Source organism: Candidatus Bathyarchaeota archaeon, assembly GCA_026014745.1.
Lineage (GTDB): Archaea > Thermoproteota > Bathyarchaeia > Bathyarchaeales > Bathycorpusculaceae > Bathycorpusculum.
Genome location: JAOZHS010000003.1, coordinates 198,791 through 223,210, shown reverse-complemented (window position 1 = coordinate 223,210; position 24,420 = coordinate 198,791). Strand labels below are relative to the sequence as shown.

26 protein-coding genes and 1 other RNA gene are annotated in these 24,420 nt (G+C 46.8%); 17 read left to right on the top strand and 10 right to left on the bottom strand.

Going from position 1 to position 24,420, the window contains the following annotated elements:
• Window positions 1-25: 25 nt before the first annotated feature.
• Complete coding sequence (locus NWE92_12325) at window positions 26-1,243, bottom strand: tRNA (guanine(10)-N(2))-dimethyltransferase (GenBank protein ID MCW4030418.1); 1,218 nt, start codon at window positions 1,241-1,243, stop codon at window positions 26-28.
• Window positions 1,244-1,312: 69 nt separating this feature from the next.
• On the opposite strand from NWE92_12325, the gene NWE92_12320 reads away from it, so the two are divergent.
• Window positions 1,313-1,879, top strand: coding sequence for an NTPase (locus tag NWE92_12320; GenBank protein ID MCW4030417.1), 567 nt, complete (start codon window positions 1,313-1,315; stop codon window positions 1,877-1,879).
• Window positions 1,880-2,013: 134 nt separating this feature from the next.
• A complete protein-coding gene (locus NWE92_12315) occupies window positions 2,014-2,916 on the top strand; it encodes a winged helix-turn-helix domain-containing protein (protein MCW4030416.1) in 903 nt (300 codons plus the stop codon).
• Between the two features lie 14 nt (window positions 2,917-2,930).
• Here the strand turns inward: NWE92_12315 and NWE92_12310 are convergent, their stop codons facing one another.
• Both NWE92_12310 and proB read right to left on the bottom strand, forming a co-directional pair.
• Window positions 2,931-4,172, bottom strand: a complete 1,242-nt coding sequence (locus NWE92_12310) for a glutamate-5-semialdehyde dehydrogenase (GenBank protein MCW4030415.1) — start codon at window positions 4,170-4,172, stop codon at window positions 2,931-2,933.
• A gap of 3 nt (window positions 4,173-4,175) precedes the next feature.
• Window positions 4,176-5,291 (bottom strand): glutamate 5-kinase, encoded by a 1,116-nt coding sequence (gene proB / locus NWE92_12305; GenBank protein MCW4030414.1) that lies wholly within the window; start codon window positions 5,289-5,291, stop codon window positions 4,176-4,178.
• Between the two features lie 174 nt (window positions 5,292-5,465).
• Here proB and NWE92_12300 point away from each other — a divergent pair, with 174 nt between their 5' ends.
• A complete protein-coding gene (locus NWE92_12300) occupies window positions 5,466-7,622 on the top strand; it encodes a sodium-translocating pyrophosphatase (protein MCW4030413.1) in 2,157 nt (718 codons plus the stop codon).
• A gap of 64 nt (window positions 7,623-7,686) precedes the next feature.
• Here the strand turns inward: NWE92_12300 and NWE92_12295 are convergent, their stop codons facing one another.
• The gene (locus NWE92_12295; protein ID MCW4030412.1) at window positions 7,687-8,022 is read right to left on the bottom strand and encodes a hypothetical protein; all 336 of its coding nucleotides are present in this window, start codon (window positions 8,020-8,022) and stop codon (window positions 7,687-7,689) included.
• 112 nt (window positions 8,023-8,134) lie between these two features.
• Between NWE92_12295 and NWE92_12290 the strand changes: the two genes are divergently transcribed.
• The 3 genes from NWE92_12290 (at window position 8,135) to NWE92_12280 (ending at window position 10,765) form a co-directional block, all read left to right on the top strand.
• Complete coding sequence (locus NWE92_12290; GenBank protein ID MCW4030411.1) at window positions 8,135-9,223, top strand: mRNA surveillance protein pelota; 1,089 nt, start codon at window positions 8,135-8,137, stop codon at window positions 9,221-9,223.
• A 65-nt stretch (window positions 9,224-9,288) separates the two neighbouring features.
• Window positions 9,289-9,996, top strand: a complete 708-nt coding sequence (locus tag NWE92_12285; protein ID MCW4030410.1) for a hypothetical protein — start codon at window positions 9,289-9,291, stop codon at window positions 9,994-9,996.
• 205 nt (window positions 9,997-10,201) lie between these two features.
• Entirely contained in the window at window positions 10,202-10,765 is a 564-nt protein-coding gene (locus tag NWE92_12280) for a TATA-box-binding protein (protein MCW4030409.1), read from the top strand.
• A 24-nt stretch (window positions 10,766-10,789) separates the two neighbouring features.
• Here the strand turns inward: NWE92_12280 and NWE92_12275 are convergent, their stop codons facing one another.
• Complete coding sequence (locus NWE92_12275) at window positions 10,790-11,599, bottom strand: hypothetical protein (protein ID MCW4030408.1); 810 nt, start codon at window positions 11,597-11,599, stop codon at window positions 10,790-10,792.
• 104 nt (window positions 11,600-11,703) lie between these two features.
• Here NWE92_12275 and NWE92_12270 point away from each other — a divergent pair, with 104 nt between their 5' ends.
• Together NWE92_12270 and NWE92_12265 are read left to right on the top strand one after the other, a co-directional pair.
• Window positions 11,704-14,244, top strand: coding sequence for a cation-translocating P-type ATPase (locus tag NWE92_12270; GenBank protein ID MCW4030407.1), 2,541 nt, complete (start codon window positions 11,704-11,706; stop codon window positions 14,242-14,244).
• A 746-nt stretch (window positions 14,245-14,990) separates the two neighbouring features.
• Window positions 14,991-15,572: an adenylate kinase family protein gene (locus NWE92_12265; GenBank protein MCW4030406.1), complete on the top strand. Its 582-nt coding sequence runs from the start codon at window positions 14,991-14,993 to the stop codon at window positions 15,570-15,572.
• Window position 15,573: 1 nt separating this feature from the next.
• Here the strand turns inward: NWE92_12265 and NWE92_12260 are convergent, their stop codons facing one another.
• Window positions 15,574-15,930 (bottom strand): hypothetical protein, encoded by a 357-nt coding sequence (locus tag NWE92_12260; GenBank protein ID MCW4030405.1) that lies wholly within the window; start codon window positions 15,928-15,930, stop codon window positions 15,574-15,576.
• 72 nt (window positions 15,931-16,002) lie between these two features.
• Here NWE92_12260 and NWE92_12255 point away from each other — a divergent pair, with 72 nt between their 5' ends.
• Complete coding sequence (locus tag NWE92_12255; protein MCW4030404.1) at window positions 16,003-16,209, top strand: DUF1922 domain-containing protein; 207 nt, start codon at window positions 16,003-16,005, stop codon at window positions 16,207-16,209.
• Here NWE92_12255 and NWE92_12250 read toward each other — a convergent pair.
• Window positions 16,206-17,144, bottom strand: coding sequence for a TIGR00269 family protein (locus NWE92_12250; GenBank protein ID MCW4030403.1), 939 nt, complete (start codon window positions 17,142-17,144; stop codon window positions 16,206-16,208). The two genes, NWE92_12255 and NWE92_12250, sit on opposite strands and share 4 nt — an antisense overlap.
• Window positions 17,145-17,221: 77 nt before the next feature.
• On the opposite strand from NWE92_12250, the gene NWE92_12245 reads away from it, so the two are divergent.
• A complete protein-coding gene (locus NWE92_12245) occupies window positions 17,222-17,926 on the top strand; it encodes a hypothetical protein (protein MCW4030402.1) in 705 nt (234 codons plus the stop codon).
• 3 nt (window positions 17,927-17,929) lie between these two features.
• Here NWE92_12245 and NWE92_12240 read toward each other — a convergent pair whose 3' ends face one another.
• A complete protein-coding gene (locus NWE92_12240; GenBank protein MCW4030401.1) occupies window positions 17,930-18,685 on the bottom strand; it encodes a hypothetical protein in 756 nt (251 codons plus the stop codon).
• Window positions 18,686-18,971: 286 nt separating this feature from the next.
• On the opposite strand from NWE92_12240, the gene NWE92_12235 reads away from it, so the two are divergent.
• Together NWE92_12235 and rnpB are read left to right on the top strand one after the other, a co-directional pair.
• Window positions 18,972-19,505 carry an N-acetyltransferase gene (locus NWE92_12235; protein ID MCW4030400.1) on the top strand — a complete coding sequence of 178 codons (534 nt, stop codon included), beginning with the start codon at window positions 18,972-18,974 and terminating at the stop codon, window positions 19,503-19,505.
• An 83-nt stretch (window positions 19,506-19,588) separates the two neighbouring features.
• Window positions 19,589-19,890: RNase P RNA component (gene rnpB, locus NWE92_12230), an RNA gene on the top strand.
• A gap of 174 nt (window positions 19,891-20,064) precedes the next feature.
• Here rnpB and NWE92_12225 read toward each other — a convergent pair.
• Window positions 20,065-20,544: a hypothetical protein gene (locus tag NWE92_12225; protein ID MCW4030399.1), complete on the bottom strand. Its 480-nt coding sequence runs from the start codon at window positions 20,542-20,544 to the stop codon at window positions 20,065-20,067.
• Between the two features lie 373 nt (window positions 20,545-20,917).
• Here NWE92_12225 and NWE92_12220 point away from each other — a divergent pair, with 373 nt between their 5' ends.
• Window positions 20,918-22,021 carry a PAS domain-containing sensor histidine kinase gene (locus NWE92_12220; protein ID MCW4030398.1) on the top strand — a complete coding sequence of 368 codons (1,104 nt, stop codon included), beginning with the start codon at window positions 20,918-20,920 and terminating at the stop codon, window positions 22,019-22,021.
• A 29-nt stretch (window positions 22,022-22,050) separates the two neighbouring features.
• Here NWE92_12220 and NWE92_12215 read toward each other — a convergent pair whose 3' ends face one another.
• Window positions 22,051-22,323: a hypothetical protein gene (locus NWE92_12215; GenBank protein MCW4030397.1), complete on the bottom strand. Its 273-nt coding sequence runs from the start codon at window positions 22,321-22,323 to the stop codon at window positions 22,051-22,053.
• Window positions 22,324-22,429: 106 nt separating this feature from the next.
• Here NWE92_12215 and NWE92_12210 point away from each other — a divergent pair, with 106 nt between their 5' ends.
• The 4 genes from NWE92_12210 (at window position 22,430) to NWE92_12195 (ending at window position 24,317) form a co-directional block, all read left to right on the top strand.
• Window positions 22,430-22,576, top strand: coding sequence for a hypothetical protein (locus NWE92_12210; protein MCW4030396.1), 147 nt, complete (start codon window positions 22,430-22,432; stop codon window positions 22,574-22,576).
• A 218-nt stretch (window positions 22,577-22,794) separates the two neighbouring features.
• Window positions 22,795-23,055, top strand: coding sequence for a hypothetical protein (locus tag NWE92_12205; protein ID MCW4030395.1), 261 nt, complete (start codon window positions 22,795-22,797; stop codon window positions 23,053-23,055).
• Entirely contained in the window at window positions 23,052-23,834 is a 783-nt protein-coding gene (locus NWE92_12200; protein ID MCW4030394.1) for a hypothetical protein, read from the top strand. The genes NWE92_12205 and NWE92_12200 overlap by 4 nt, the downstream gene beginning before the upstream one ends.
• 243 nt (window positions 23,835-24,077) lie before the next feature.
• Window positions 24,078-24,317, top strand: coding sequence for a hypothetical protein (locus tag NWE92_12195; protein MCW4030393.1), 240 nt, complete (start codon window positions 24,078-24,080; stop codon window positions 24,315-24,317).
• The last annotated feature ends 103 nt before the right edge of the window (window positions 24,318-24,420 follow it).

The window sequence follows — 24,420 nt, the reverse complement described above, 5'->3', positions numbered from 1 at the left end:
TAAACTTTTGTAGCAAAACACGCCGCTAAGGAGCTGACGCCATAGCCTTAAGCAGCTTATGCATCATTTTGGCGGGCGCATCCGTTTTTATCCCTCGTGGATTGAAATGTGTGGGTACCGCTTGGAAACCCGCCTTTTGGAGTGCTTCGAGAAATGTCTTGTTTGAGGGCGCGGGCAGGTCGAGTTTGCCGCTTAACTTGTCAATCACATAATAAGTGGGGGCTGCGGACGCTTCAGCTTTGATTAATGCGAGAATTTTAGCGATTTTTGCCTGATTTTTAAATCCAGCCGCCTCATTTTCGGTTTGCATGCCCTCCACAAACGCGGCGTCTGCAATGCTGCCCGTCCAGAGTGGTCCTGCGTAATCCATTCTTGTGCCGCATTCAGGGCAGGTGGGGCAACCGAAAATCTTGTGCGTAAACTCACGGTGCATGCAGCCAAAACAGTGCATTAGGTAGCCGACGTTTTTGAGGCTCTCGTCAGCTTTTTGGCATCCGTAGGCGATTTGGGTGTAGACGCGGATGTAGTGGTCGCTGCTGTGGCTAAATAGTATGCGGGTGCCTATGTCTTGTTTTGCTGCGGTTACTACCATGTATCCTGCTAAGAGTCGGACTGCGACTTCGTGGCAGTATTCGGTTCGGATGGGTTTGCCGCCGTATTTGCGTAGGCAGGCTTTGGCGTGGACTCCGCAGAGGGGCGCTAAATCCGTTGCTGTAGCCGCGAGCAATCCTATATTTTTAAGGGCGCGGAATGCTGAGTCCAGGTAGGGTACGGGTGTGCCGAAGGGGTCGATGTCTACGATGTCGAAGCGGTTTTTTGGCGAGGCGTGGCAGCTCATTATGTAGTTTGCGTCTTTGTTTTGGAGGCTGATTTTTTCGGTCAAGTTGTTGAGTTGGATGTTGTGGGTTGCAAGGTTGTAGGCGTGAGTGTTGATGTCGCTTGCCACAACGTGGGTTACTTGGGGGATTTCAGTGGCGTAGCGGATGGCGCGTATGCCTTGGCTGGTTAGAGGCTCACAGATGGATATTTCGCGGTTAACCATTTTTTGGTAGGTTTTAAACGCTAAAACCGTTAAGTCACGGTTAAACTCCATCACTGGATTATAGAAAACTGGCGCCTTGGAGGGGGCATAATCGCTTGGGACAACGCCGAAGGCTTTGAGGTCAGGCACCAAAATTGAGACTTTGCCTTCCCGTATGGTTTCGCTGGGGAAATCTGGAGTGTAACCGTCGGGATTTGCCATTTTTGTGCCTCAGAGCAGTATGAAAAAGATTTAATCGCCTATTAGATTATTGGATGTTGCGGTGAAAACGTGGCGAAACGGGTTTGGCTCATTACTGGTGCACCCGGAACAGGAAAAACCACGCTTCTTCTCAAAATTGTTGGCGCTCTGGAAAACCGTGGTGTCTCTGTTGGCGGCATGGTTAGTCGCGAAGTCCGCGAAAACGGAGTGCGGGTGGGGTTTGAAATCCTCGACTTAACCTCGAGCAAGCAGGGCTGGCTGGCGCATGTTAATCAAAAGGTTGGTCCCCAAGTTGGCAAGTACCGCGTGAACCTCCAAGACCTCGACCATATCGGCGCAACCGCCATCAAAGAAGCCACCATAAAAGCAGCCGTGGTAGCAATCGACGAAATAGGACCCATGGAGTTGTACTCGGAGAAATTCAAGCATGCCGTGACACAGGCGCTGGAGAGCCATCGCGTGGTGTTGGCGGTTGTGCATGTTCACGCTCAAGACCCCCTTATAGTGGCGGCGAAGCAGCGACCCGATGCTGAACTTGTCCAAGTTACGGCGGCTAATCGAGGAGATTTGGTGGAGGTGTTGACGGGGCAGGTTTTGACTGCTTTGGACTTTAACGGTTTGTGCTCCCATAAATAATGACAGGCGCGGGTCAGTGAGCCGGTTGAATTTAAGGATAGTGAGACGTAAAATGCCGCCGTATACGGCTGGCTTTTGTTTGATGATTTTTTTCGTCAACAAACCCTAAATTGTCTCTTGCCGAATAAGCATTCATGTCATCAGATTTAACGACTCTCCACAAAATCCTCAAAGATCAAACCCGCCGAAAAATCCTCCGCTTAATCGAAGCCAAGGGCGCCCTCACCTACACGGATCTAATGACTGCTTTGTCCTGTAATAACACAGGAACCCTAAACTACCACCTAAAAATCCTATGCGAACTTCTTGAAAAAAATGACGCTGGACAATACGTGCTGTCTGCGAAGGGGAAAGCGGCGTCGAGGTTGCTGGTAGAGTTTCCTGAACCCGACTATTCTTTGCAGGCTAAGCGGTCATGGTGGAGGCGCTTCTGGTTCGTCGCCGTTACCCTAGATGGTTTAGGACTGTTTTTGGTGGGTTACTTTTACTTTATAGGCTATCTTAGCCGTGGCGCATTGGTTCAGGGCATTTTCGGTTTTGTTGCAGGCATTGCCTTCCTCTACTTCTTTTACCGAATGATTCGCCCCGTAACAAGGTCCCTAAACAAGCCGCCCAAAAACATGCAACCCAACGATTCTTTAGGTTCTTGCTCAATACCAGTCACTACTTTAAATGAGTCGAACCGCACGGTACAAGACATCCTTGTTTTTGGTCGAACCCTTGAAGAGGTTAAAGCCCAGATTCAATACTGGATAAACCAAGAAGGCATCACCCTCGAAGCCGAACGAGACGACTACGTTCGGGGACGCTTAGGAATTCCCAGCGGGCTGGGGCTTACTGCCCCCAAATACTTTGAAGTCACCCTCCAAGCCCAAGATGGCAATGTCAAAGTCCACACGGAAGGCTGGATTAGCGTCTATGATTTGAGCGAACTTAGCTTCACCAACAACCGCCTTGCAATGGGGAGCATACCGCGGCGGAAAGGCTGGCAAGTCATCAACCGACTTTGGACAGAGCTAAAAACAATGTCCAAATAAAAGAGGCTGGGCGGTTATTTTCGGATTTGTCCGTCGCCTAAAATCACATATTTTGTTGTGGTGAGATGCTGGATGCTCATGGGCCCGCGGGCATGGAGTTTTTGGGTGCTAATACCGATTTCTGCGCCTAAGCCGAATTGGTTGCCATCGGTGAAGCGTGTTGACGCGTTCCAGTAGACGGCGGCGGAGTCGATGCCTTTGATGAATTGCATGGCTTTGGAGAAGTCTTTGGTGACTATGCTTTCGGAGTGGTGGGTGCCGTATTTGTTGATGTGGTTGACTGCTTCGTCGACGCTGCCGACAACTTTGACGCCGATGATTAGGTCAAGGTATTCGGTGCTCCAGTCTTGTTCGGTTGTGGGTTTCACGTCGAGGACGATGCGGCAGGTTTCTTTGTCGCCTCGGACTTCGACGCCGTTTTTGCGCAGTTCTGCAATGATAATGGGTAGGTAGCTTTGTGCGATTTTGCTGTGCACCAGAAGCTTCTCGGCTGCGTTACATACGCCGGGGCGTTGGCACTTTGCGTTAATAACAATAGGCGTTGCCATGGCTAAGTCTGCATCTTCGTCGACATAGACGTGGCAGTTGCCCGTGCCTGTTTCGATGACGGGGATGCGGGACTTCTCGATTACGGTTTGGATGAGGTCTGCGCCGCCTCGGGGAACAAGTACGTCGATGTATTGGCGCATGCCCATCAGTTCCTCGGCTACTTTGCGGTCAGGCGAAGGAACAACCTGGATGGCATCAACAGGGACACTGGTTCCAGCTAAAGCGCCACGGAGGACTTCGCCGATGGTGATGTTGCTGTTGAGAGCGTCTGAGCCGCCCCGGAGAACTACGGCGTTGCCGCTTTTGATGCAGATGCCTGCGGAGTCAGATGTGACGTTGGGGCGGGATTCGTAGATGACGCCGACTACGCCCATGGGAACGCGGACTTGGCTGATGATTAATCCGTTGGGTCGGGTCCATGTGGATAAGACAGCGCCGATGGGGTCAGATAGGGCGGCGACTTCGCGGAGTTCTTTTGCCATGTTAGAAACTTTTTTTTGGTCAAGGGCTAATCGGTCAAGTAATGAGGCTTTTAGTCCCCGTTGCTTAGCGGCTTTTACATCCGCACGGTTGGCAACCAAAATCCGCTCTACACTCGCCTCTAACGCGTTAGCCATGTGGCATAGTGCAGTGTTTTTGGCGTCGCTTGTAAGTTTGCTCATCTCGTAGGATGCGGCTTTGGCTTTCTGACAGATTTCCTCAATCATTCTTTATTCCTCAAGTAGGTGTATGTTTCGATGCTCGATAACTTCTTTGGGGGTTTGAGCGCCGAGTTTTTGCTGTACCTCTATTACCTGTAACCCTTTAATTAGATTTAACTGGGTACTGCTAAAGTTGGGGGTACCACGGGCGAACTCTACATGTTTTTCATCTTCAAGGCTCACAACGTCTCCGCTATCAAAGGTTCCAACGACGCTGATAACGCCCACTGGGAGCAGGCTTGAACCATCCAGAATTGCCTTCTTAGCGCCCTCATTTACCTGTATAGTGCCTTCTATTGCGGCGCCGTAAGCTATCCAACGCTTCACTGCAGGCATACGTTGTTGAGGCTTAAAGTAAGTGCCCACATCTTTGCCTGCGAGAATGTCAAGAATAACGTTTTCTCGGCGGCTGTTCGCAATAACAACGGGTATTCCGCAGGTGGTAGCTATTTCGGCGGCTTTAACTTTGCTCTTTATTCCGCCTCGTCCAAGTTTGGATTTGCCATTAAGAGAGCCTTTAAGCTCGGGCGTAACGGCATCCACTGTTTTTATGAGTGTGGCTCCTGGCTCCGAGGGGTCAGCAGTATAGAGTCCCTCAACGTCTGAGAGTATGATAACTAAGTCCGCGCAGATGGCTCCCGCAACAAGTACACTAAGGATATCGTTGTCGCTGAAGTTGACCTTGTAACCCTCTGCATGCATGAGTTCATCGACTGAGGTTACGTCGTTTTCGTTGATGATGGGGACAACGCCGATTTTTAGGAGCAGTGTCAGAACGTCGCAGGTGTGAACGTAGGAGGCGCGGTTAGAGAGGTCTTCGGCGGTGAGCAGGATTTGGGCGACTTTTAGGCCGTAGGGTTTGAAGAGTTCACGGTACTTTGCCATGAGTACGCTTTGGCCTGTTGCGGCTGCAGCCTGCTGGAATGCAACATCTTTGGGTTTTGGGGGTATGCCCAATTCGGATATGCCTGCGGCTACTGCGCCTGAGGTGACAAGTACGATTTTGTCGCCTTGTTTTGTTGCCGCGGCGATTTGAGCTGCGAGGCGTTGCATTTCCTCGTGGTCGAGATTGCCGTTGCTGGTTATGCCGTTTGTGCCGACTTTAACAACCGTTAACCTAGACATTTCACATCACATTTGAGCCAGATTTACATGGGATTATGTTTGTCTTGCTTAAAAATGCGAGCAAACAATTACACGAAAATATATTTGCTCCATCTTCAAAATTCAGATTTAAACATACTCAAACCACAATTTTTTAGGAAAAATATATAAGGAAAATGGGAGGGCTTACTGCACATGTTCATTCCCCTACAAGTACTAACTGGTCTATCTTTCGACTCCCCCCTTGTTTTTTGGATTGCCCCTATAGCGGGAGTAATCGCTATACTAGTATCTCTCTTACTAATGCGCAAAATCGGTAAAATGAGCCCCGGTTCACCGAAGGCGGTTGAAGTAGGAAACGCTATACGCCAAGGCGCCTATGCGTTTTTGAAACGTCAATACAAAACTATCGGTGGAATCATTGTCGTGCTCTTTGCGCTGATTGCAATAGCTCTCGGCGTTGGCACGGCGGTAGCTTTCCTGATCGGCGCTATTTCCTCTTTAGCGGCAGGATACATCGCCATGGATAACGCTACTAAAGCAAACGTGCGCACCGTAGCTGCAGGCAAAAACGGTCCTAACGCTGCGCTGCAAACGGCGTTTTATGGTGGCGCAACTATGGGTTTTGCGGTGGTCGGTTTATCGTTATTGAGTGTTAGTTTGCTTTTCTTAGCCTATGGCGGTTGGGATGTTCTTTTTGGAGGAACCTTCCAAATCGGTTCCGACGTTGGAACAACAGTCGCAACTGGCATCGTAGGTATGGGTTTTGGCGCCTCTCTAGTAGCACTATTTGCTCAGTTGGGCGGCGGTATTTACACTAAAGCAGCTGACGTCGGTGCAGACCTTGTCGGCAAAGTTGAAGCAGGCATACCAGAAGATGACCCACGCAACCCCGCAGTAATCGCTGACAACGTCGGCGACAACGTGGGCGACTCTGCTGGACGCGGCGCAGACCTCTTTGAATCTGCAGTCGGCGAAAACATCGGTGGCATGGTCATCGGTGGCTTAGTCAGCGCTGCAACAGGCAACATATTGTTCCTGATATTCCCACTGGTTATCCGAGCTTTAGGAATCTTTGCAACTTTAATTGCAATGCCCTTCGTAAAACTAAAGGACAACGAAATTCACACTCCAATGAAAGCGCTACGCAAAGGTCTTAACGCAGCAACCATCGTCTCAGCAATAATGTTCCTAGTAGCCTCAATAGTTTTCTTCGGAAGCAGTTGGTACTACATCTTTGGATGTTTGCTAACAGGTTTGATTGCAAGCGTGCTAATCGACCAAATCACAGACTACTACACAGGACGTGACAGAAAACCAGTAGGAAGCATCGCGGCCGCAAGCCAAACTGGAAGTGCAACAAACATCATCACTGGCTTCGCAGTCGGCTTAGAAACAACAGCACTACCAATCATCACACTAGTTATCGCTTTGCTTGCATCATATGTACTTGGATCACAGTTTGCTGTAGGCATTGGAATTGATGGCTACACAGGCGGAGTATACGGTACTGCACTTGCAACTATGGGTATGCTTGCAGTCATGGGTATGGTCTTAGCTCTCGACGGCTTTGGTCCAATCGCTGATAATGCAGCAGGCATCGCTGAGATGGCCGGAGAAAAAACAGGCATAGAAACCATGGAAGCCCTAGATGCAGTCGGCAACACTACCAAAGCCTTAACCAAAGGTTTCGCTTTAGGTTCTGCGTTGCTGGCAGCTCAACTGCTATTCCAGACATACGCCACAGATGTTATGCTTAAACTTAACATGTCTTCGTTCGTAGTGGACATCGCACAGCCAGCAGTCCTCGTTGCAGGTTTCATCGGTGCAATGTTGCCCTTCCTGTTCAGTTCCCAAGCAATCAGCGCTGTCGGGAAAGCTGCCACAGAAATGGTAAACGAAGTTAGACGTCAATTTAAAGAAATACCCGGTATCATGGACGGCACTGGTAAACCAGACTATGGTAAAGCAGTTGACATCAGCACAAAAGCAGCCCTCAAAGGCATGGTAATTCCAGGAGTCATCGTGGTCACAGTTCCAATCATCATCGGTATCCTCTTGGGACCAGTCGCAGTCGGCGCAGTCGTAATCGGAACCACAATCACAGCGGTACCACTAGCACTATTCATGAACACTGGCGGTGGCGCATGGGACAACGCAAAGAAATTCATCGAATCAGGACATTTCGGAGGCAAACGTAGCCCAGCTCACGCCGCAGCAGTCGTCGGTGACACAGTTGGTGACCCACTCAAAGACACAGCAGGCCCAAGCCTACACGTACTCATAAAGTTGCTAAGCACACTGTCAATAGTATTCATCCCGCTGTTCATGGGTCTCCTCGGTCTCGTCTAAGCTACCCCGAGGGAAGTTTTTTCTTCCCCTAAACCTTTTTTTGATTCAACCTTTAGCAATAATTTTAGATGTTGTCTAACGGTGTTGTTTGCGGTACCGGACCCATGTAGCCTTTAAGTCGGGTTTGCTGTGCGATTTCTCTACCCCTATCGGTGAGGTAAAAAACCTTGTACGTGTTGCGTCCATCTCGTGTTAGCTTGATGTCTTCACGCATTAGACCCGCGTCTGTGAGCAACTCGCAGCGTTTGATGTCAACTGACTGGATGGGGGTGCCTAAACTTTCATCCAAAATACTTAGGTACTGTTCCCGGCTCTCTAAAATGGCAAGCAGGCAGCCCTTGAGCGGTTCAGTCTGCTGCTGAATATAGCGGCACATATAATCCTCTAAGTCTTCAACCATAAAAATCACCCAAAAACTTCACCTAACCTATGGAAAACTCCCAATTAAAAAGTTATCTAAACGCAGTATATTTCTACTTCCAAGCGCAATTGCTTAGCAGGATGCATCCGTCTTGAAAATCATCGAAACAAACCTCCGCCAAGGCTACGTCAAAGTTGTACCCGACAGCCCCGATGACCTCTGGCACCTCTACAACGTCATCTACAAAGGCGACGAAGCCTACGCCATGAGCAGCCGCGCCATAAAATCGGACACCGAAACCAGCCGACCCAAAAGCGCCGAACGCGTATCCGCATTCATGGGCGTCAAAGTAGAATCTGTGGGCTGGGACAAGTTTCTGGGGAAACTGCGTATTCACGGCTTAATCTGCCACGCCCCCGACATCATCCCCACAGGAGCCCACCACACCTTAGCCATAGCATTGAATCAACCTCTTACTATCGTCAAGAAAGAGTGGCCCAAACACCTTCTTGACCGCCTCACAAAAGCCAGCGAAACCGAAAAACCCCTCCTAATCCTTAGCATCGACGACGAAGGCTTCGCCATAGCAGAAACCAAACAGTACGGATACGAAACCCGCGTGGAACAACGCATTCGCCTCCCCGGCAAAGGCGACGCGGACAAACGTGAAGAAGCAACCAAAGGTTACTTCCGTCTTGCCCTAAACAGCCTCAACCAGCTCTGGGTCACCAATCACAACCCAATAGTCATCATCGGGGCAGGCTACGTAAAAACTGACTTCGTCACTTACCTCCAAGACGAATCCAAAGAAATGAGTCGTTCCATCGCTGACATAAAAAGCGTCAACAACGGCGGCACCGCAGGCATCGACGAAGCGTTGCGTTCGGGTGTGCTGCTTAAAGCTGCGCATCAGTTGCGTGTGGTGGAAGAAACCGAGACTATGGAGGAAGTTATGAAGAGGCTGGGCAAAGGCCAAGGTACGGTAACCTACGGCTTAGACGCTGTGGAACAAGCAATTATGCTGGGTGCCGTCGAGAAGCTTGTGCTTGCCGATACCACTTTGCGTGATGCGGATGAGGCGCAGCGGTTAAAGCTTGAGGACCTCATGCGGCAGGTAGAGCATCGTAACGCGGGCATTACTGTGGTTAGTACGGAGCATGAGGCGGGTGCTAAACTGCTCTCTTTAGGCGGTATTGCTGCGTTGCTACGTTTTCCGTTGTATCGGGAACCCACCGCGTAGCTACCCTTTTGTTTTGAGTAAACTTTACAAGGCAACGCTTCTACCTCAACGGTGAGGGCTAAGAGTTGAAAACGGCTCCGTCCATAGCGATTATTGTTGTGGCTATCGTTTTAACGTCCCTTTTATGGTATGTGGAAATCTCAGACCACTTAAGCGCTGCCATCCAGAGTTTTGAACGCGCCGTTACTGCTCCAACCCCAACGCCCTACATTTATTCAACCCCGCAACCAACGTCCACGCCGACGGCTGTGCCAACAACTCCGCCTAAACCTCTTTGGGGAACAACTACGCCTTCGACTCCCAGCTTCACAGTGGCATATGCGGACTACTCCCACGATGTGCCCCCAACATACAAAACTGACCCCTACACAGGCAAATCCATCATCGACCAAAGCGGGTACCATGTGGATAATCGAACCATAAAAGTCACCATTAACAATCCAGCTTTCATTTCTTCAGTCACCAACGACGGCAACACAACTGGACTGTACTTTAATGTTCGTTCCAAAGGGCACTATGAAGATTGGAGTAGCGCTTCAAGTTATCGTTCGGTTACTCAATTCGAGGAATCTGACAACGGTCAAACAGTTATCTTATTTTTCCTCGACGACTGGAGCATTTCATCTGGCGGTGAAGTGGACTTTCAGGTGCAGGCCGTTGTAGGCTACTCGTATAGGTATGTTTCTGGTTTGTGCGGTGAATCTTTTGGGTACAATTTTGTTACGGTGGGGGAAAGCGGTTGGAGTGGTACGCAAACCGTATCTGTCCCTTAGATGGCTAATCCTATTTTTAGCATCGGCTGCAGCTTTTTTGTGTATATTTTTTCATTGTTTGCGCGCCCATAAGTTTATTGAAAAATATGTATTAAAATCGCTAATGTACGTACGAAAGAAGCTGTTTAACGGTAACTTACCCTTTATAAATAGATGATGTTATATACTCCATCTGTAATTTAAATACTTTAAATAGTGGATTGATATGAGTAAACGAAAACCCATCATCTCGATTCAGAACATAGTAGCATCGGTTTCACTCAATCAAAAAATAGACTTACAAAAAATCGTGGAGAAATTCCCACAAACCGAATACAACCCCAGCGTCTTTCCCGGCTTAGTCTTCCGATTAAAAAAACCAAAAACCGCAACCCTCATCTTTGGAACAGGCAAAATGGTCTGCACAGGAGCCAAATCAGAAAAAGAATCTCGCAGCGCAGTTGAAAAAGTAGTTAAAGAACTCCGCAGCGAGGGCATCCAAATCACTGAAAAACCCATAGTAAACATCCAAAACATCGTCGCATCAGCCGAACTCGGCGGCGAAATCGACCTCGAAAGTCTCGTCTACAAACTCAGCCGCGTCATGTATGAACCCGAACAGTTTCCCGGCGCAGTCTACCGAATGGATGAACCAAAAGTTGTGTTCTTAATCTTTAGCGCAGGAAAACTCGTCTGTGTCGGCGCGAAGAAGGAAGAGCAAGTCTACGAAGCAGTCGACAAAATCCAACAACTGCTAGAAGAAAAAGAACTCATCTATTACCCCTCCTAAACCTTTTTTCCTTTAACTTTATTTTTACCTCTTTAGTTTAATTGATTCCTCCAATTCGTGACCATAAAACTGCGCCAGAACCATTAACAAACTCTTGCTTGAGGTTCTGAACCCGACTAAAAAGTTCTCTGAAATAAAAATCCCCGCCTTGTCATCCGCCATTATCATACCACAGTTAGTGGGTGAGGGTGAAGCGTCACAGAATACTTCGGCGTTTTCTTTTAGTTTTTGTACGCTGGCGGTATCTTCGTGGATTACCATTTGGACTTTTACGTTTTTGGACGCGGCAGTTTTAATTGCTGATTCTAATTCTGAGAAATCATCATGGGGAACCATTAACCGCACGGCTTGTCTAGCACTAACAATAAGCCCTTTTGCTTCGTTGTTTATGTTTGATTTTCCTCTGATTGTCCAAATGAACTCTTCTGAGGGTTGAAGGGCGTCATTCCGCTCATATAGGCTCTCAAGGTCAACTAAAGCTTTGTTTGCCTCGGTTATCTCTTTGATTTTTCGGGTGTAGTTGTCTTCTAAAGAGTTTTTTCTTTGGTTGAGCTCCTGTTCAAGTTTTTCTTTTGCTTCTATTTTTAGTTCTTGAATTGCTGTTGAGGGTTTTACTGCTTTGAAGAATAGGGGGCGGCTCTTTTGTATTTCAATCAGTTTCTTTTTTTCTAGGCGTATTAAAACCTCGTATATTTTTGAGTGCGGTATTTCGGTTACTTTGCTGAGTTCTCCTGCGCTTGATGTCCCTTTTTCAACTAAGCTGATGTATGCTTTTGCTTCGTAGCTGGTTAGCCCTAAAGTTTCGAGGGCTTTTTGGAACTCTGTACCCTTCACTAATTTCACCACTTATAAAAAAATAAAGTGACAAAAAGCCTTTAAGAATTGTGGTTCTCCCTCTACACGCAAGGACAATAAACCCCCCTCTAAAGTGGTGTACCATGCACAATATAGACGTCGATTCGTTGAATGGAATTTCCTCCAATGAAGCAGCACAAAAACAGTGCAAAGAAGGCTATAACGAATTACCCTCCTCCAAGCGGCGAAGCATATTTCAAATCGCCTTAAGCGTAATTAAGGAACCAATTTTTATTTTGCTAGTAGCCAGCGGCAGCATCTATTTCATATTAGGCGACATAACCGAAGGTCTAGTCCTATTAAGCTTCGTATTCGTCGTCATGGGCATCACAATCTATCAAGAACAAAAAACAGAAAAAGCAGTCGACGCCCTAAAAAATCTCTCCAGCCCCCGGGCCCTAGTAATTAGGGACGGCAAACAAATCCGCATCCCCGGCAGAGAAGTAGTGACAGGCGACACCATAATAATTGCTGAAGGCGACCGTGTTCCAGCAGACGCAATTCTTCATTCTTGCAATAATTTGATGGTAGACGAATCACTTCTCACAGGAGAATCGGTTCCAGTCCGCAAAACCGTTTGGAATGGCGAAACCCAAACCTGGCGACCCGGCGGAGATGACCAACCATACATTTACTCAGGAACACTGGTCACCCAAGGACAGGCCATAGCAGAAGTCAAAGCTACCGGTATCAAGACGGAAATGGGTAAAATAGGCGTAGTTTTGCAAAATGTCGAAAGGGACACCACCAAACTCAAGGTTGAAGTTTCAACTTTAGTCCGCAACTTCGCAATCTTTGGACTAAGCCTATGTTTGCTAATTATTGTGGTCTATGGTTTAACACGCTTTGACTGGATAGAAGGCATATTAGCGGGCGTAACACTTGCGATGGCATTACTTCCTGAAGAGTTTCCAGTTGTACTGACAATTTTCATGGCTCTTGGCGCTTGGCGCATGTCCAAAAAGAATGTCCTAACACGGCAATCTCACGCAATAGAAAACCTTGGGTCCGCAACTGTACTTTGCGTTGACAAAACAGGCACTTTAACACTAAACAAAATGTCTGTTGCAAAGCTCTGTTCAGCAAATAAAATGTATGATATCGATTCAGCGCTTAAGAATCCGCCCGATTGCTGCCATGAAGTCGTTGAATTCAGTGTACTTGCCTGCAAACAAGACCCCTTTGACCCCATGGAGAAAGCAATCAAAAACTTCGTGGAAGGCGAGTTTGCCAAAACAGAACACGTCCATGGTGACTGGCAACTGGTCCGCGAGTACCCCTTATCCCCGAAGCTCTTAGCTATGTCAAACGTTTGGGCTTCACCCAGCGGCGAAGACTATATCATAGCATCCAAAGGTGCCCCAGAAGCCATACTTGACTTATGTCACCTCAACGGGGAGCAAGCAAAAGAAATTCAAAGTTGCATACAAAAAATGGCGCAGGAAGGCCTGCGAGTTTTAGGCGTCGCAAAAGCCTCCTTCAAGCACACAGACCTACCAAAAGAACAGCATGATTTTCAATTCCAGTTTCTGGGGTTAATCGGTTTCGCAGACCCTGTTAGACCCAACGTTTCAGGCGCGGTTAACGAGTGTTACAACGCTGGCATAAGAGTCGTGATGATAACTGGCGATTACCCGTTAACAGCGCAAAAAATTGGTCGCCAAATCGGGTTACGAAACCCCGAGAACGTCATTACAGGAACAGAACTTGAGCAATTGAGCATTGAACAACTAAAAGAACGGATACGGGACGTAAACATCTTTGCACGTGTTGTGCCCGAGCAAAAACTGCGAATTGTTGATGCGTTTAAGGCTAACGGCGATGTTGTAGCTATGACTGGGGACGGCGTAAACGATGCCCCAGCGTTAAAATCAGCAGACATAGGCATTGCAATGGGCGGGCGCGGTACTGATGTTGCCCGAGAAGCCTCCACTTTGGTCCTTCTAGATGATGACTTCACTTCTATTGTTGGCGGCGTAAAGATGGGTCGCAGAATCTTTGATAACCTCAAAAAAGCCATCGCTTACATATTCTCCGTTCACATCCCAATTGCGGGGCTTTCAGCGTTACCTGTACTGTTCGGTTGGCCCCTGATTCTGCTTCCAGTTCACATAGTCTTCCTAGAATTCATAATTGACCCCGCTTGTACCATCGTGTTTGAAGCGGAGCCTGGGGAAGCAGATGTGATGCAGCGAAAGCCAAGAAGCATTAATTCAAGACTGTTTAACAAGAAGGCTGCCATCCTCGCGTTTATTCAAGGTGCAGTCGCATTGGCTCTGGTAATCTTGGTCTATCTATATGCGATTAATACTGATTTAGGCACAGATACCGCTCGTACTATGGCGTTTGCAACTATCGTTATGACCAACTTGGCATTGATACTCACAAATCGCTCCTGGAGCCAATCCATCGTAGGTATCTTCCGTCGACAAAACAAGGCTTTCTGGCGAATACTTTTGCTTGCAATAATCGCTTTGCTGTTGGTAATTTATGTGCCGCCCCTAAGCAGCATATTCGTCTTTGCACCGCTATCTCCGCTCAACCTGCTGATTTGCTTCGTCGCTGGGTTCGCCAGCATAATCTGGTTTGAAATCTACAAGGTGATAAAAAGAGGCAAAATATGACCCAAACGCTCAGAAAACCCCGCTTTTCTTTTTTACTACAGTAGATCAAAAAAGTTTGTTTGTGTTCTGGTTGTCGTGTAGAAAAAACCAGTTTATACATTTCCCTACATGCATATGGCGGCGTTTTCAACATGCGTCTATGTTGGGCGTGTGGGGGAATCTGGTTATGCCACATCCAAACAGACCCCAAAACACAAAGCAAACCCAAAAAACAACCCAAACCAACAACACCATGTGGCAACCATAAAACCGCCACACCCACACAAAGAGACAAAACAAAAATTTGATTTACTGTTAAAACAGGGAGGGTTAGATTCCTTAGGTTCTCTACCTTTGTGGGAGAGCACCCAAAAGAGACTTAACCCTTCAAACTCAAACAAATTCCCGCCAACATTCACTGCACCCCAAAAAACCCTAAATCTCTGATTTTAAACGATAAACATCATCCAAAAAAATTTAGTAACAGAAAAATTCATAAGCACAATACCTTCACACTGGAAACCAGAAGGAAGAGATAGCTTTGAAATGTTATACCTGCGGTGACACTGCGGTTGGAATTTGTTCAACTTGTAATCGTGGTGTCTGTATGAAGCATTCGGATTACGAAGAAAACAGGCTCTACTGTGACGACCACAGTGATATCTCGCGGAAAACCCGCAAAATAGGCAACGAAAACGTGTCCAAAAAGTAAGCACAAACACAAAGACGCCAAAACCAATAATTATACCAGCTCAACAAACATGCCTATGAAAAGGGTAATCCTTATCACGGGTACGCCATGCGTCGGCAAAACCACAACCGCAAAAGCCCTCGCCCAAAAACTCCACGCAGAATACATCAATCTCACTGATTACGCCAAAACCCACAACCTCACCTTGGGTCAAGACCCCGACCGCGACACCCTCATCATTAACGAAGAAGCTATGCAACAGCACCTCGCAGTGTCAATCAGCGCCTCAGAAAACGCAGACATTGTCATAGACGGACACTACGCAGCCTCCGTCACCCCCAAGCAACATGATGCACAGGTTTTTGTGCTCCGTCGCAACCCCAAAGAACTCAAAACATTGATGGAGAAACGTGGCTATACGGGGCAGAAGTTGTGGGAGAATCTGCAAGCCGAAATCCTCGACGTATGCTTAGGTGAGGCGATGGAAACGCATGCCGAAAGAGTCTGTGAAATCGACGTTACCGCCAAACCCGTAGAGGCTGTTGTGGAAGAAATCATAGCTATTATAGAAAAACGCAAATCATGTGTGGTCGGCGCAGTTGACTGGATGAGTGCCTTGGAAAGTGAAGGCGTACTTGACGAGTACCTAAAAACCTGATTTATCTGAGGCTGCCCAGTTTTTGTTTGGTGAGCAGGGTGATTTTGCGGCGGTTGCTATAGGATTTGGCGTGGTCGCTGAATTTTTCACCAATCATAATTGGGCTGCCTAAATCAACGTCCTCTGATGCGGTGTCGAGGTTTATGATGACGTTGACGCCGATGGTTCGGTTCCAATCCCGCACCCAAACGCCTTGCTCCATCCGTCCCTTCTGCACCAACAAATCAAAATGTCGCTGGATGCCACTGTGGCCTTCTAGGGTGATGTTTTCGCTGTTGACCTTGAAGCCCTCCTTTTTGAAGTAAGAAACCGCCTGCTCCAGCAGGGGCGTTCGGGGTTTAGATTGTTCAATACTCATATCGCTCGCTTCTTCCCTTGAGCAACAATTATGAGGGCGTGTGTGGAAAAGCCTTTCGGAAGATAACCAGATATGGCGACCATAAGCATCCTGAAATGCACCCATTGCGGCGGTTACGTGCTCGCGGCGCAGACCCAAAAAACCAAGCTCTGCCCCTACTGTGGAGTTCGCGTTAATCTTCAAAAAGCACCAAGAGTGGCAGTGGCTGCAAACGCAGCGGAAGCCTCAGAGATGATTAGGCGCCTAAAAGCAGAAAAAGGCTTCACCCGCGAACCCTAACGCACATGCCGCAACAACTCGCAGGTCTTGCACAAATCGGCAGCAGACGGCTCTCCACACTCCACGCAAGTTTTAAAATCTTCTTTCTTGGCAGTCTCCTCAATGGCAGGACGTAACTTCTCAAGCGCTCGAAAAACCGTAAATTTGGTGCCCGCGTGCTTCTGCTCCATCAAGTTAAGCATACCACGCAGGTCATTGCGTAGTGCTTCACCAGCGTAGGGGCAGGGGACATCTTGGAGTGGAATTTTTTTTACATAAGCATAGAGTGCGCTCTCGGATTCGGGTATTTCGCAGAAAGGCTTAATCTTCTGCACAAACAAAGGGTGAACTTCAGCGGAAACAGGAGTTTCTTTGGCTAAACGCGCGATGTCACCGCGGATGATGTTCATAAGAAACGTTTGAGCTTCATCGTCGAGTGTATGGGCAGTGGCGACTTTTGTGGCGTCTACTTGCCGTGCACCTGTGTTGATGGCTTTACGCCGCAAAACGCCACAGTAGGCACATGCAGTGAGGTCAGTTTGTCCCCTTTGGCGTGCCCGAACAATCATCTCGTCAAGACTACAGCCGTAGAGTTCCTTAAACGAGACTATGTGGTGGGGGACATCGAGTTTTTTGCACAGGTCAGCGGCGATTTGGAGGGCTTCGTCTCGGTAGCCGCTTATGCCTTCGTCTACGGTTACGGCGGTTAGGCGTGTTTGGGGGCGGTATTTGCGGAGTTTAGAGAGTATATAGAGAAGGCTTAGGCTGTCTTTGCCGCCTGAGACCGCCACGGCGAGGTGATCGTTGAATTTAAGCATGTGATAGTGTGTGATGGTGCTTCGGACTTTGGCTTCGATGGATGCGCAGAAGCAACGTTGGCAGAGGCGTTCGCCTGAATACTGCCGATAGAAGAAGGCGAGACGCGTTTTGCAAACACTACACGTTTGAGCAGCCATCACATTCACGCATACGGATTGACAGGTTAAGGTAAATAAACAATGTCACTCTAAAGGTTTGATTTAGCGAATAAAATATGGCAACAAAACCCACTCCCCACGCAGAAACCCAAGAAATCCACTACTCAGAGACACGTTGGAGACGGCTCGAGCAGCTTCGACAAAAAGCCATCGCGGTGATGGCGGCGTTGGAGGCGGCGCATCTGCCTTCTGTAGTGCATGGTAGCGTCGCACGTGGCGATGTTAAAGTGGGTAGTGACGTGGATGTTTTTGTGCCTGAAGTACAAAGCAGCTTTACAGTTGAAGCAGCACTAGAAAAAGCAAATATTGCCATTAACTCGCGGGTGCTGGTGCAGGCTACTCCAACATACGCTATGAAAGCGCACCTTGAAATCGACGAATCCACAACGGTGACGTTCCCGTTGATGGAGATGCGACGGGTAGAGCGGGAGTTTTATCGGTTCGGCGGCGAAGCCACACTTGCCCAGCTACAGGTTCAAGTTCGAGTGGCGGGAGTGGATAAGAGGCTTATGCTCATCGAACCCACCTCGACGGGGCACTTGGAGAGCAGCGTGGTCGGGCGGGAAGATTTTGCCGCAAAACTACTGGGCGTCTCCTCTCAAACTGTGCTTGACCGAGTCCACGCCCTGCTCAAGCGGGATACTGTGGGGCGAACGGGCGTGTTTGTTAAACGAGAACTGGCTCCGGATGAAACCTTTGAGTTAGCGCTCAAAAAACTCTCTGACGCAAACGCCGCGGTTCGGCGAAGGATGAAAAAATAAGGTTTATCGGTGTCTGACTTTTTTTTCAAAAACCGCTATGCAGACTATAACTGCGGCTATGACTCCTAAAATCACCATTGCATCCCAAATTGTATCTGGAATGAGCGGTTCGGGTTCGATATTGAATGCTATTGTTTGGGGCGTCACAGGGTTGCCGTAGGCGTCGCTTGCGTAGAGGGTGAGGACGTGCGCACCATTGGTTAAGTCGGTTAGGGTTGTGTTTCCCTTTATTGTTATGTTATTTTGTTTATCGAGGCTGTAGGCGACCCACTGCGTTGGTTGGAAGAGGGTGAAGTTTAGGGGGACGCTATTTTGGGTGTAGGTCTTGTTTTCTTCAGTAAGGAAGGTAATGTTTAGATGGGAAGTCTCGGGGAGGGGTTTAACAGTAACTACGACACCCATCGGCTGGAAAGATTCGTATCCCTCATAACCGCCCGCCTCCGTCCAACTGATGGATATGCCGTATCTGCCCGCTTTAGATGCCACAAATCGAAACGTTGCATTATTGGCGCCCGGAACCGCTACTTTTTTCCATTGCTCGGGGCTTACGTTTGGATCCAGATAGGTATAGTACCATTGATAAGTTAAAGGGGGCACTCCACCATAATTTCTTGCCATAAATTCTACGGGCTGATCCACAGAAACGATTGCACACAAAGGGCTGACGGTTACGCTTGATTCGGCGGATGCAGTTTCAGCACAGGGCAAAATTAAGAGCGCCACGATAATGAAGCCTAAAGTGAGCGGTTTGGTTTGCATTCCAGCACCATATAACATGGTACTCAGGCGGTTTTTAGTTCTATTGGAGGAACGTGATGTTCCAAAGCTGGAACACATAAAGGGACTAAAAGGTGCCTGATATCATAGACGAGTGACCTCATAGACGCCCCCGTTTTTTAAATATGTAAAGCAATAATTGTAATCCTGCAGTTTTGGCGCCTTGAACTGTGTTTTGGGGATGCTTTTGTATACAGAAGCCTACTGCTTCTTTCAGTTGTCCCTCATTTTTATTAGGGCAACTCATACTCCTATGCTGTGTATCGATATGCAAATACGGCAAACAACAGAAGCCGACCTCAATGACATATTGTTTGTTGAGCGTGAAGCTTTCGGCTCAGAAAAAGAGGCAGAACTCACTAAAAACATGCTATCGGATCCCACAGCCAACCCCTTAATTTCACTTTTAGCCTACGTCGAAGGTCAACCTGCAGGGCACATACTATTCACTACTGTACACCTCACGGGCAACTCTTCCATAAAAATATCGCTCTTAGCCCCCCTTGCGGTTGTGCCAAGGTTTCAAAGACAGGGCATTGGTGCTGCCCTTATTAAAAAAGGGCTTGACATTCTTCAAAAATCAGGCGTAGACTTAGTGTTCGTTCTTGGGCACCCAACGTATTATCCGCGGTCTGGCTTTATACCTGCAGGTAAACATGGGTTTGAAGCTTTTTATCCCATCCCTGAAAAAGACGCTGATGCATGGATGGTTCAAGCTCTCCGCCCAAACATCATCGGCTCAGTTTCAGGCAAAGTAATACCCTGTGAAGCCTTAAGAAAGCCTGAATATTGGCGCGAGTAACAATCCACAGTATTACTCTTCAAAAAGCCACCAATTTTGTGAGTATCTTTATTGGTAGGTCTGCTGCTTTTCCTTTTGGGTTGGCGTGTTGGTGTGTGGCTTCCGGACCCAAAATTTGAGGGTCTGAGGAAACTCTGCCCACATGCAGAATTGCAGTCCCGCAGGGGACAAGCCGAGAGGCTTGGCAACGGAGCAGAAACGAAACGTCCACCCGGAAACGGCAATGACACATTTGTGATGTCGAGTCTGCTGGGCGCGAAACGGTGAAACGGCCGTCCTGCAAGTGGAAAGGGCAAACAGCGCCGATGAAGTCTCTGCCGGAAGGTGCAGGTAGCCCGATTAGCCGAATGCCACAACAACAGAAGGCAGGTTACGGCCAACACACCAGCCTATTTTACTAATTGCCTTCAGGTAACTCATTGGGTTTGCAAAAAAATAAAAAAAGAAAATAGAGTGGCTGTTTCTTTTATGTAACTTCTATTTACCGCCTTCAATATCAGTCAGGCAGATGTTATTGGCTCGCTTCGGTAGCATATAGTTGGGCTTAGTTGTCGTTGTTTTAGCTGCTTGTTTTGTCGATTACAGTTTTGGTTACTATTGTTATGTAGGTGACTTGAGCGTTTGTGATGTCAACGTTAATTGTGGCGTAACCTGTGGTTCCGCTGGTCATAGTTACTTTTGCAGTTGTTGCCGTGGTTGCTACTGTTCCGTCGCCTTCAACTACTGTCTTAATAATCGGGTGGATTGATGTTACAGTGTATCCTTCTGAGATCAAGTTTGCTACGTCTGCGTCATTTTCAAGTATAGCAGTTACTGTTGCATTGTATTCTTCGCTGACTTCAACGTTGCTCATGCTTCCATCGTGACCTCTTCCGCCGTGACCGCCCATGAATCCATTGCCCCCTTGCTCCATCATCTGCATGTCTGTGTTCTGCGTTGATGTTACAGTCGATGTGTCCGTGTCTGTACTGGTTGAGTTTGTATCTGCTAATGCATTCATTGTCACTAAGCTAGATACAGCCGAAAGTGTCGCTAACAATATGAGGCTAATTGCTATAGTTTTCCGGTTTATATTAGGTACCTCCTTAACAAATTCAAGCCTAAAACGCTTATTAAACAATTTTTCAAAATGTGCCCCTAAAAAAGTCAAAATATAGCCCAAATTGCGCCATAATCAAACGGTTGTCAACAAATTAATTTCTGTTTATTTAAAAGTAGCTTCTTTTTTTCGTGATGCACGGATTGCTTGGGCGAGGCTCAAAATTATAGCCTAGCGACCCTCATCAAAGAAGCTGGCACTTATCGGATTCATAACAACGCATTGACTACTGACGATACTTATCTGTGATGCATAAAGGGTTTAAGTGCAAACCAACATTTTCAGAGGATAATACAAATTTGAAGTGCCCAAAATGTTTACTCCAACTGGATTAGATGCTCATGCATTTCTTGATGCCGCAAATGTGCTTGTTCAATCAGTTGACAAAGATGGAAAGTTTGTTTTTGTTAACAAAGAATGGAAACAAGTGCTTGGTTACACTGATGCGGAAATATCCTCGTTAAGTATTGAGAAAATCATAAGAAAGGATCATTTGGAGTTTTGTTTGAATGTTTTTAGAAAAGTCACAGATGGTGCATGTGTTCGTGATTGTGAAACTGTTTTTGTCGCTAAAGATGGGCGAGAAATTAATGTAAGTGGAAACGCATGTGCGAATTTTAAGGATGGTGAATTTGTTTCTACTGTGGCTTTCTTTGTAGATGTTACTGCACGCAAAAAAAGCGAACAAAGGCTCAAAGAATCTACCCGTAGAATTGAATTGATGAATGAAAAATTGCGGGTAGTGGGCGAGTTATCACGGCATGATGTCAGAAATAAACTATCCGGGATAACCAATATCGCTTATTTGTTGAAAAAGAAGCATGCGGATTTGCCTGATGTTGTTGCTGGGATTCAAATAATTGAGCAGGCGATCTGTGACTCAGTTGACATTTTTGACTTTGCAAAAACCTATGAACAGCTGGGTGTCGAGAAATTAACTTACATCGACGTTGAAACTAAAATTAAAGACGCCCAGAGACTATTCTCAGTGTCCATACCGACCATCATAAGCGATTGTAGGGGATTAAGGCTGCTGGGAGATTCATTTTTGATGCAGTTGTTCTATAATTTAGTGGATAATACTCGCAAATACGGAGAAAAAGCCACAACAATAAGAGTCACCTATAAGGTAAATCAGGGTAATTTAGAGTTAATTTATGAAGATAACGGGGTAGGCGTGCCCATAGAGAACAAGGTGCATATTTTCCAGAAGGGGTTTAGCACTGGAGGAAGTACGGGCTTTGGATTGTTTTTGATCAGCAAGATGATTGATGTTTACGGCTGGAAAATCCAAGAAACAGGTCTACCTAATCAAGGGGCAAAATTTGTAATAACAATCCCCAAAAAGGATGAACAGGGCCGATTCAACTATCTCCTATGTGAAGATAAAAACGCGCTAAATCCAAAGGCATGTTGAAGTCAATCCATACGGTGCCTGTGAACTCCTTATCCTTTTGTATCTTCTTTTTCTTTGATTCTGAAGCGTCCTTCTCCTAGATATTCAAAATAACCATGCAGCCTACGGGTAGACGGCCAATGTCCACTAAAATAATGGTTAGGCGCCATAGCGATAACGTAGGAACGTATTGTAACGTCGGGGATATCTGGGTTAGTTTCATGAACCTTTCTGATGATGTCAGTAGGCGAGAACGTCTGCGCCTTTAGGTTTTGTGCAGCTTCTAAAACGTATTGCCAGACGGGTTTCCCATATTTCGGCATTTATTCCACCAAGTAACGCTTACTGGGCTTGCTTTAAACTGTTTCCAACAACAAGGTAGAGGTTAACCTTAAATCCGCTTCCTAACCTACTGTGTATGGGGTAAAAATGTTAATCGAATGTAGCTGTTGCGGGAAATTAGTTGAGCCCGTATTCATAATTGAGGAAGGAATTGATTGTCGTGTTTGCCCTGAATGCGGCCACATTATCGACGCATGCACCGATAACATACAAGTCATAGGCAGAGACATGTAACTGTTTGCTGTAGATTCACTAAAAAGAACAACAGGCCTCATACAGGGGCAAATGTGCATAGCCGGACGGAATTAACTTCTACTCATAGTCGAACTAAAGCGGCTAACCTAAAAATCAGATGCTTCTTTGACTGTTCCCCTGTCTTGTTAGTGCTGTGTCGTCTGTCCGTAGTTAGTATTATATATAGAGTGTTCTTAGATAGTAACGAGGTTTTTTGATTGAGTGGAAAAGATTACGATGAGCAAAGAAAATTAGAAAAACAAGTAACCAAACAAATCGCCCTCAATGACATTAAAGAGTGGAAGAGCAAAATTCCCACAACCAAACTAAACCAACCCGCGATTGTTGTAGGCACAAAAACATTCACCCCCCAAGAGATAGAAAAAGAAGTAGAAAACGACACCGAATATGGTCAAGAATTCTCCAAGATTTTGGCCCGAACCAGACTTGAATTAGCCAAAGGAGGAAAAGAAGAATGAACGTAACCGTCGATTCAAAAAAGCTTATAGAAAATCTGTCCTACACTAACCTGCTAAAAAAATGGCACTTTGCGACTTCTAAAAAACTTGTGATCATCCGACCAAACGTACCCGGCGACAACTATACCGCATTGTTCTCATATCCCGCGGCGGAGCAAGTAAAAACCAAAGCTATAGCCGAGGGCTGGACAGTGACCGACCTTGGCGGCAACAACGCAAACCGCGCCAACATAGAGTCAACCATAAACAGCGTAAAACCCGACTTCATAATCCACTACGACCACGGAAGCTCCTACACCCTTTATGGACAAAACAGCAACGTCATAACCGCGGCAATCGACTCTACAAACGTAGATTTACTAACCAAACGAGCCGTAAGCACAGTATCTTGTGAAAGCGCAATAGGGTTAGGCCCATTAGCTATCACTTCCGCTGAAACCAAAGCATATTTGGGCTATGACGAATTACACTGGGTTCATTTATGGTACTTAGACAAATTCATTGAAGCTTCAAACGCCGCAAACTACGCGTTGCTTGAAGGCAAAACCTACCAACAAGCCTACGATGCAGGTATATCAAAATACACCGAAAAATTCAATGAACTATCACCCATTGATGCATCAGCGGCTGGATTACTGCTTCATGACCGTGACCATCTGCGATTGCTTGGCAACCCAAATGCTAAGGCCTCGGGCGTTGTTGTCGTTTCTACAATAAAGCCTGCAATTATAGAAAAAGTAGTAAAAACCCCTATACGCACGCCAATAAAGCGAGTTTGAGTGAGTAACTCAGACTTCCCGCTTTTCTTTTTTCCGTATCTTCATTGGTTTTTAAGTTTCTTTTGTGCTGATTGTGTTGTGCCCTAATGGGTACGATTGAATTGCATAATTAGGGAGCACGTTGCGACAGAAGTTACGTTGCTTTTAGTTTGCTTTTCTTTCAGGCGGGTATATGAAAATTTAATATAGATTACATTTTTATAGTTAGTGCTGACTTGCTACATAGAAACAGGGGGTGAAATTTTGGCAGAGGAAGAAAAAATTTCAACGTCAATTAAAATGCTCTCTGAAATGCAAAGATTAGCTAAAGACGCAAAATCCAAGGCAATCACGGTGGAACTCCACAACTTTGAGGGTCAACCATTCAAAGTGGTGACTAGACCCGGCGGATTAGTAGCTGACTGGGGCATCGGCGGAGTAGGCGTTGCTAACATCCGTGACCAAGTTGTTAAAACCGCAGCAACTAAGGTCGTAAAGAAATAACCGTGCCTTGAGCATTTAAACCAAAAAACCGTTTTCCCTTTTTCCCTAAAACTCTTGCATCAAATAACTGACTAAAACTAAGCTAACAACCCAAAACCTGCGT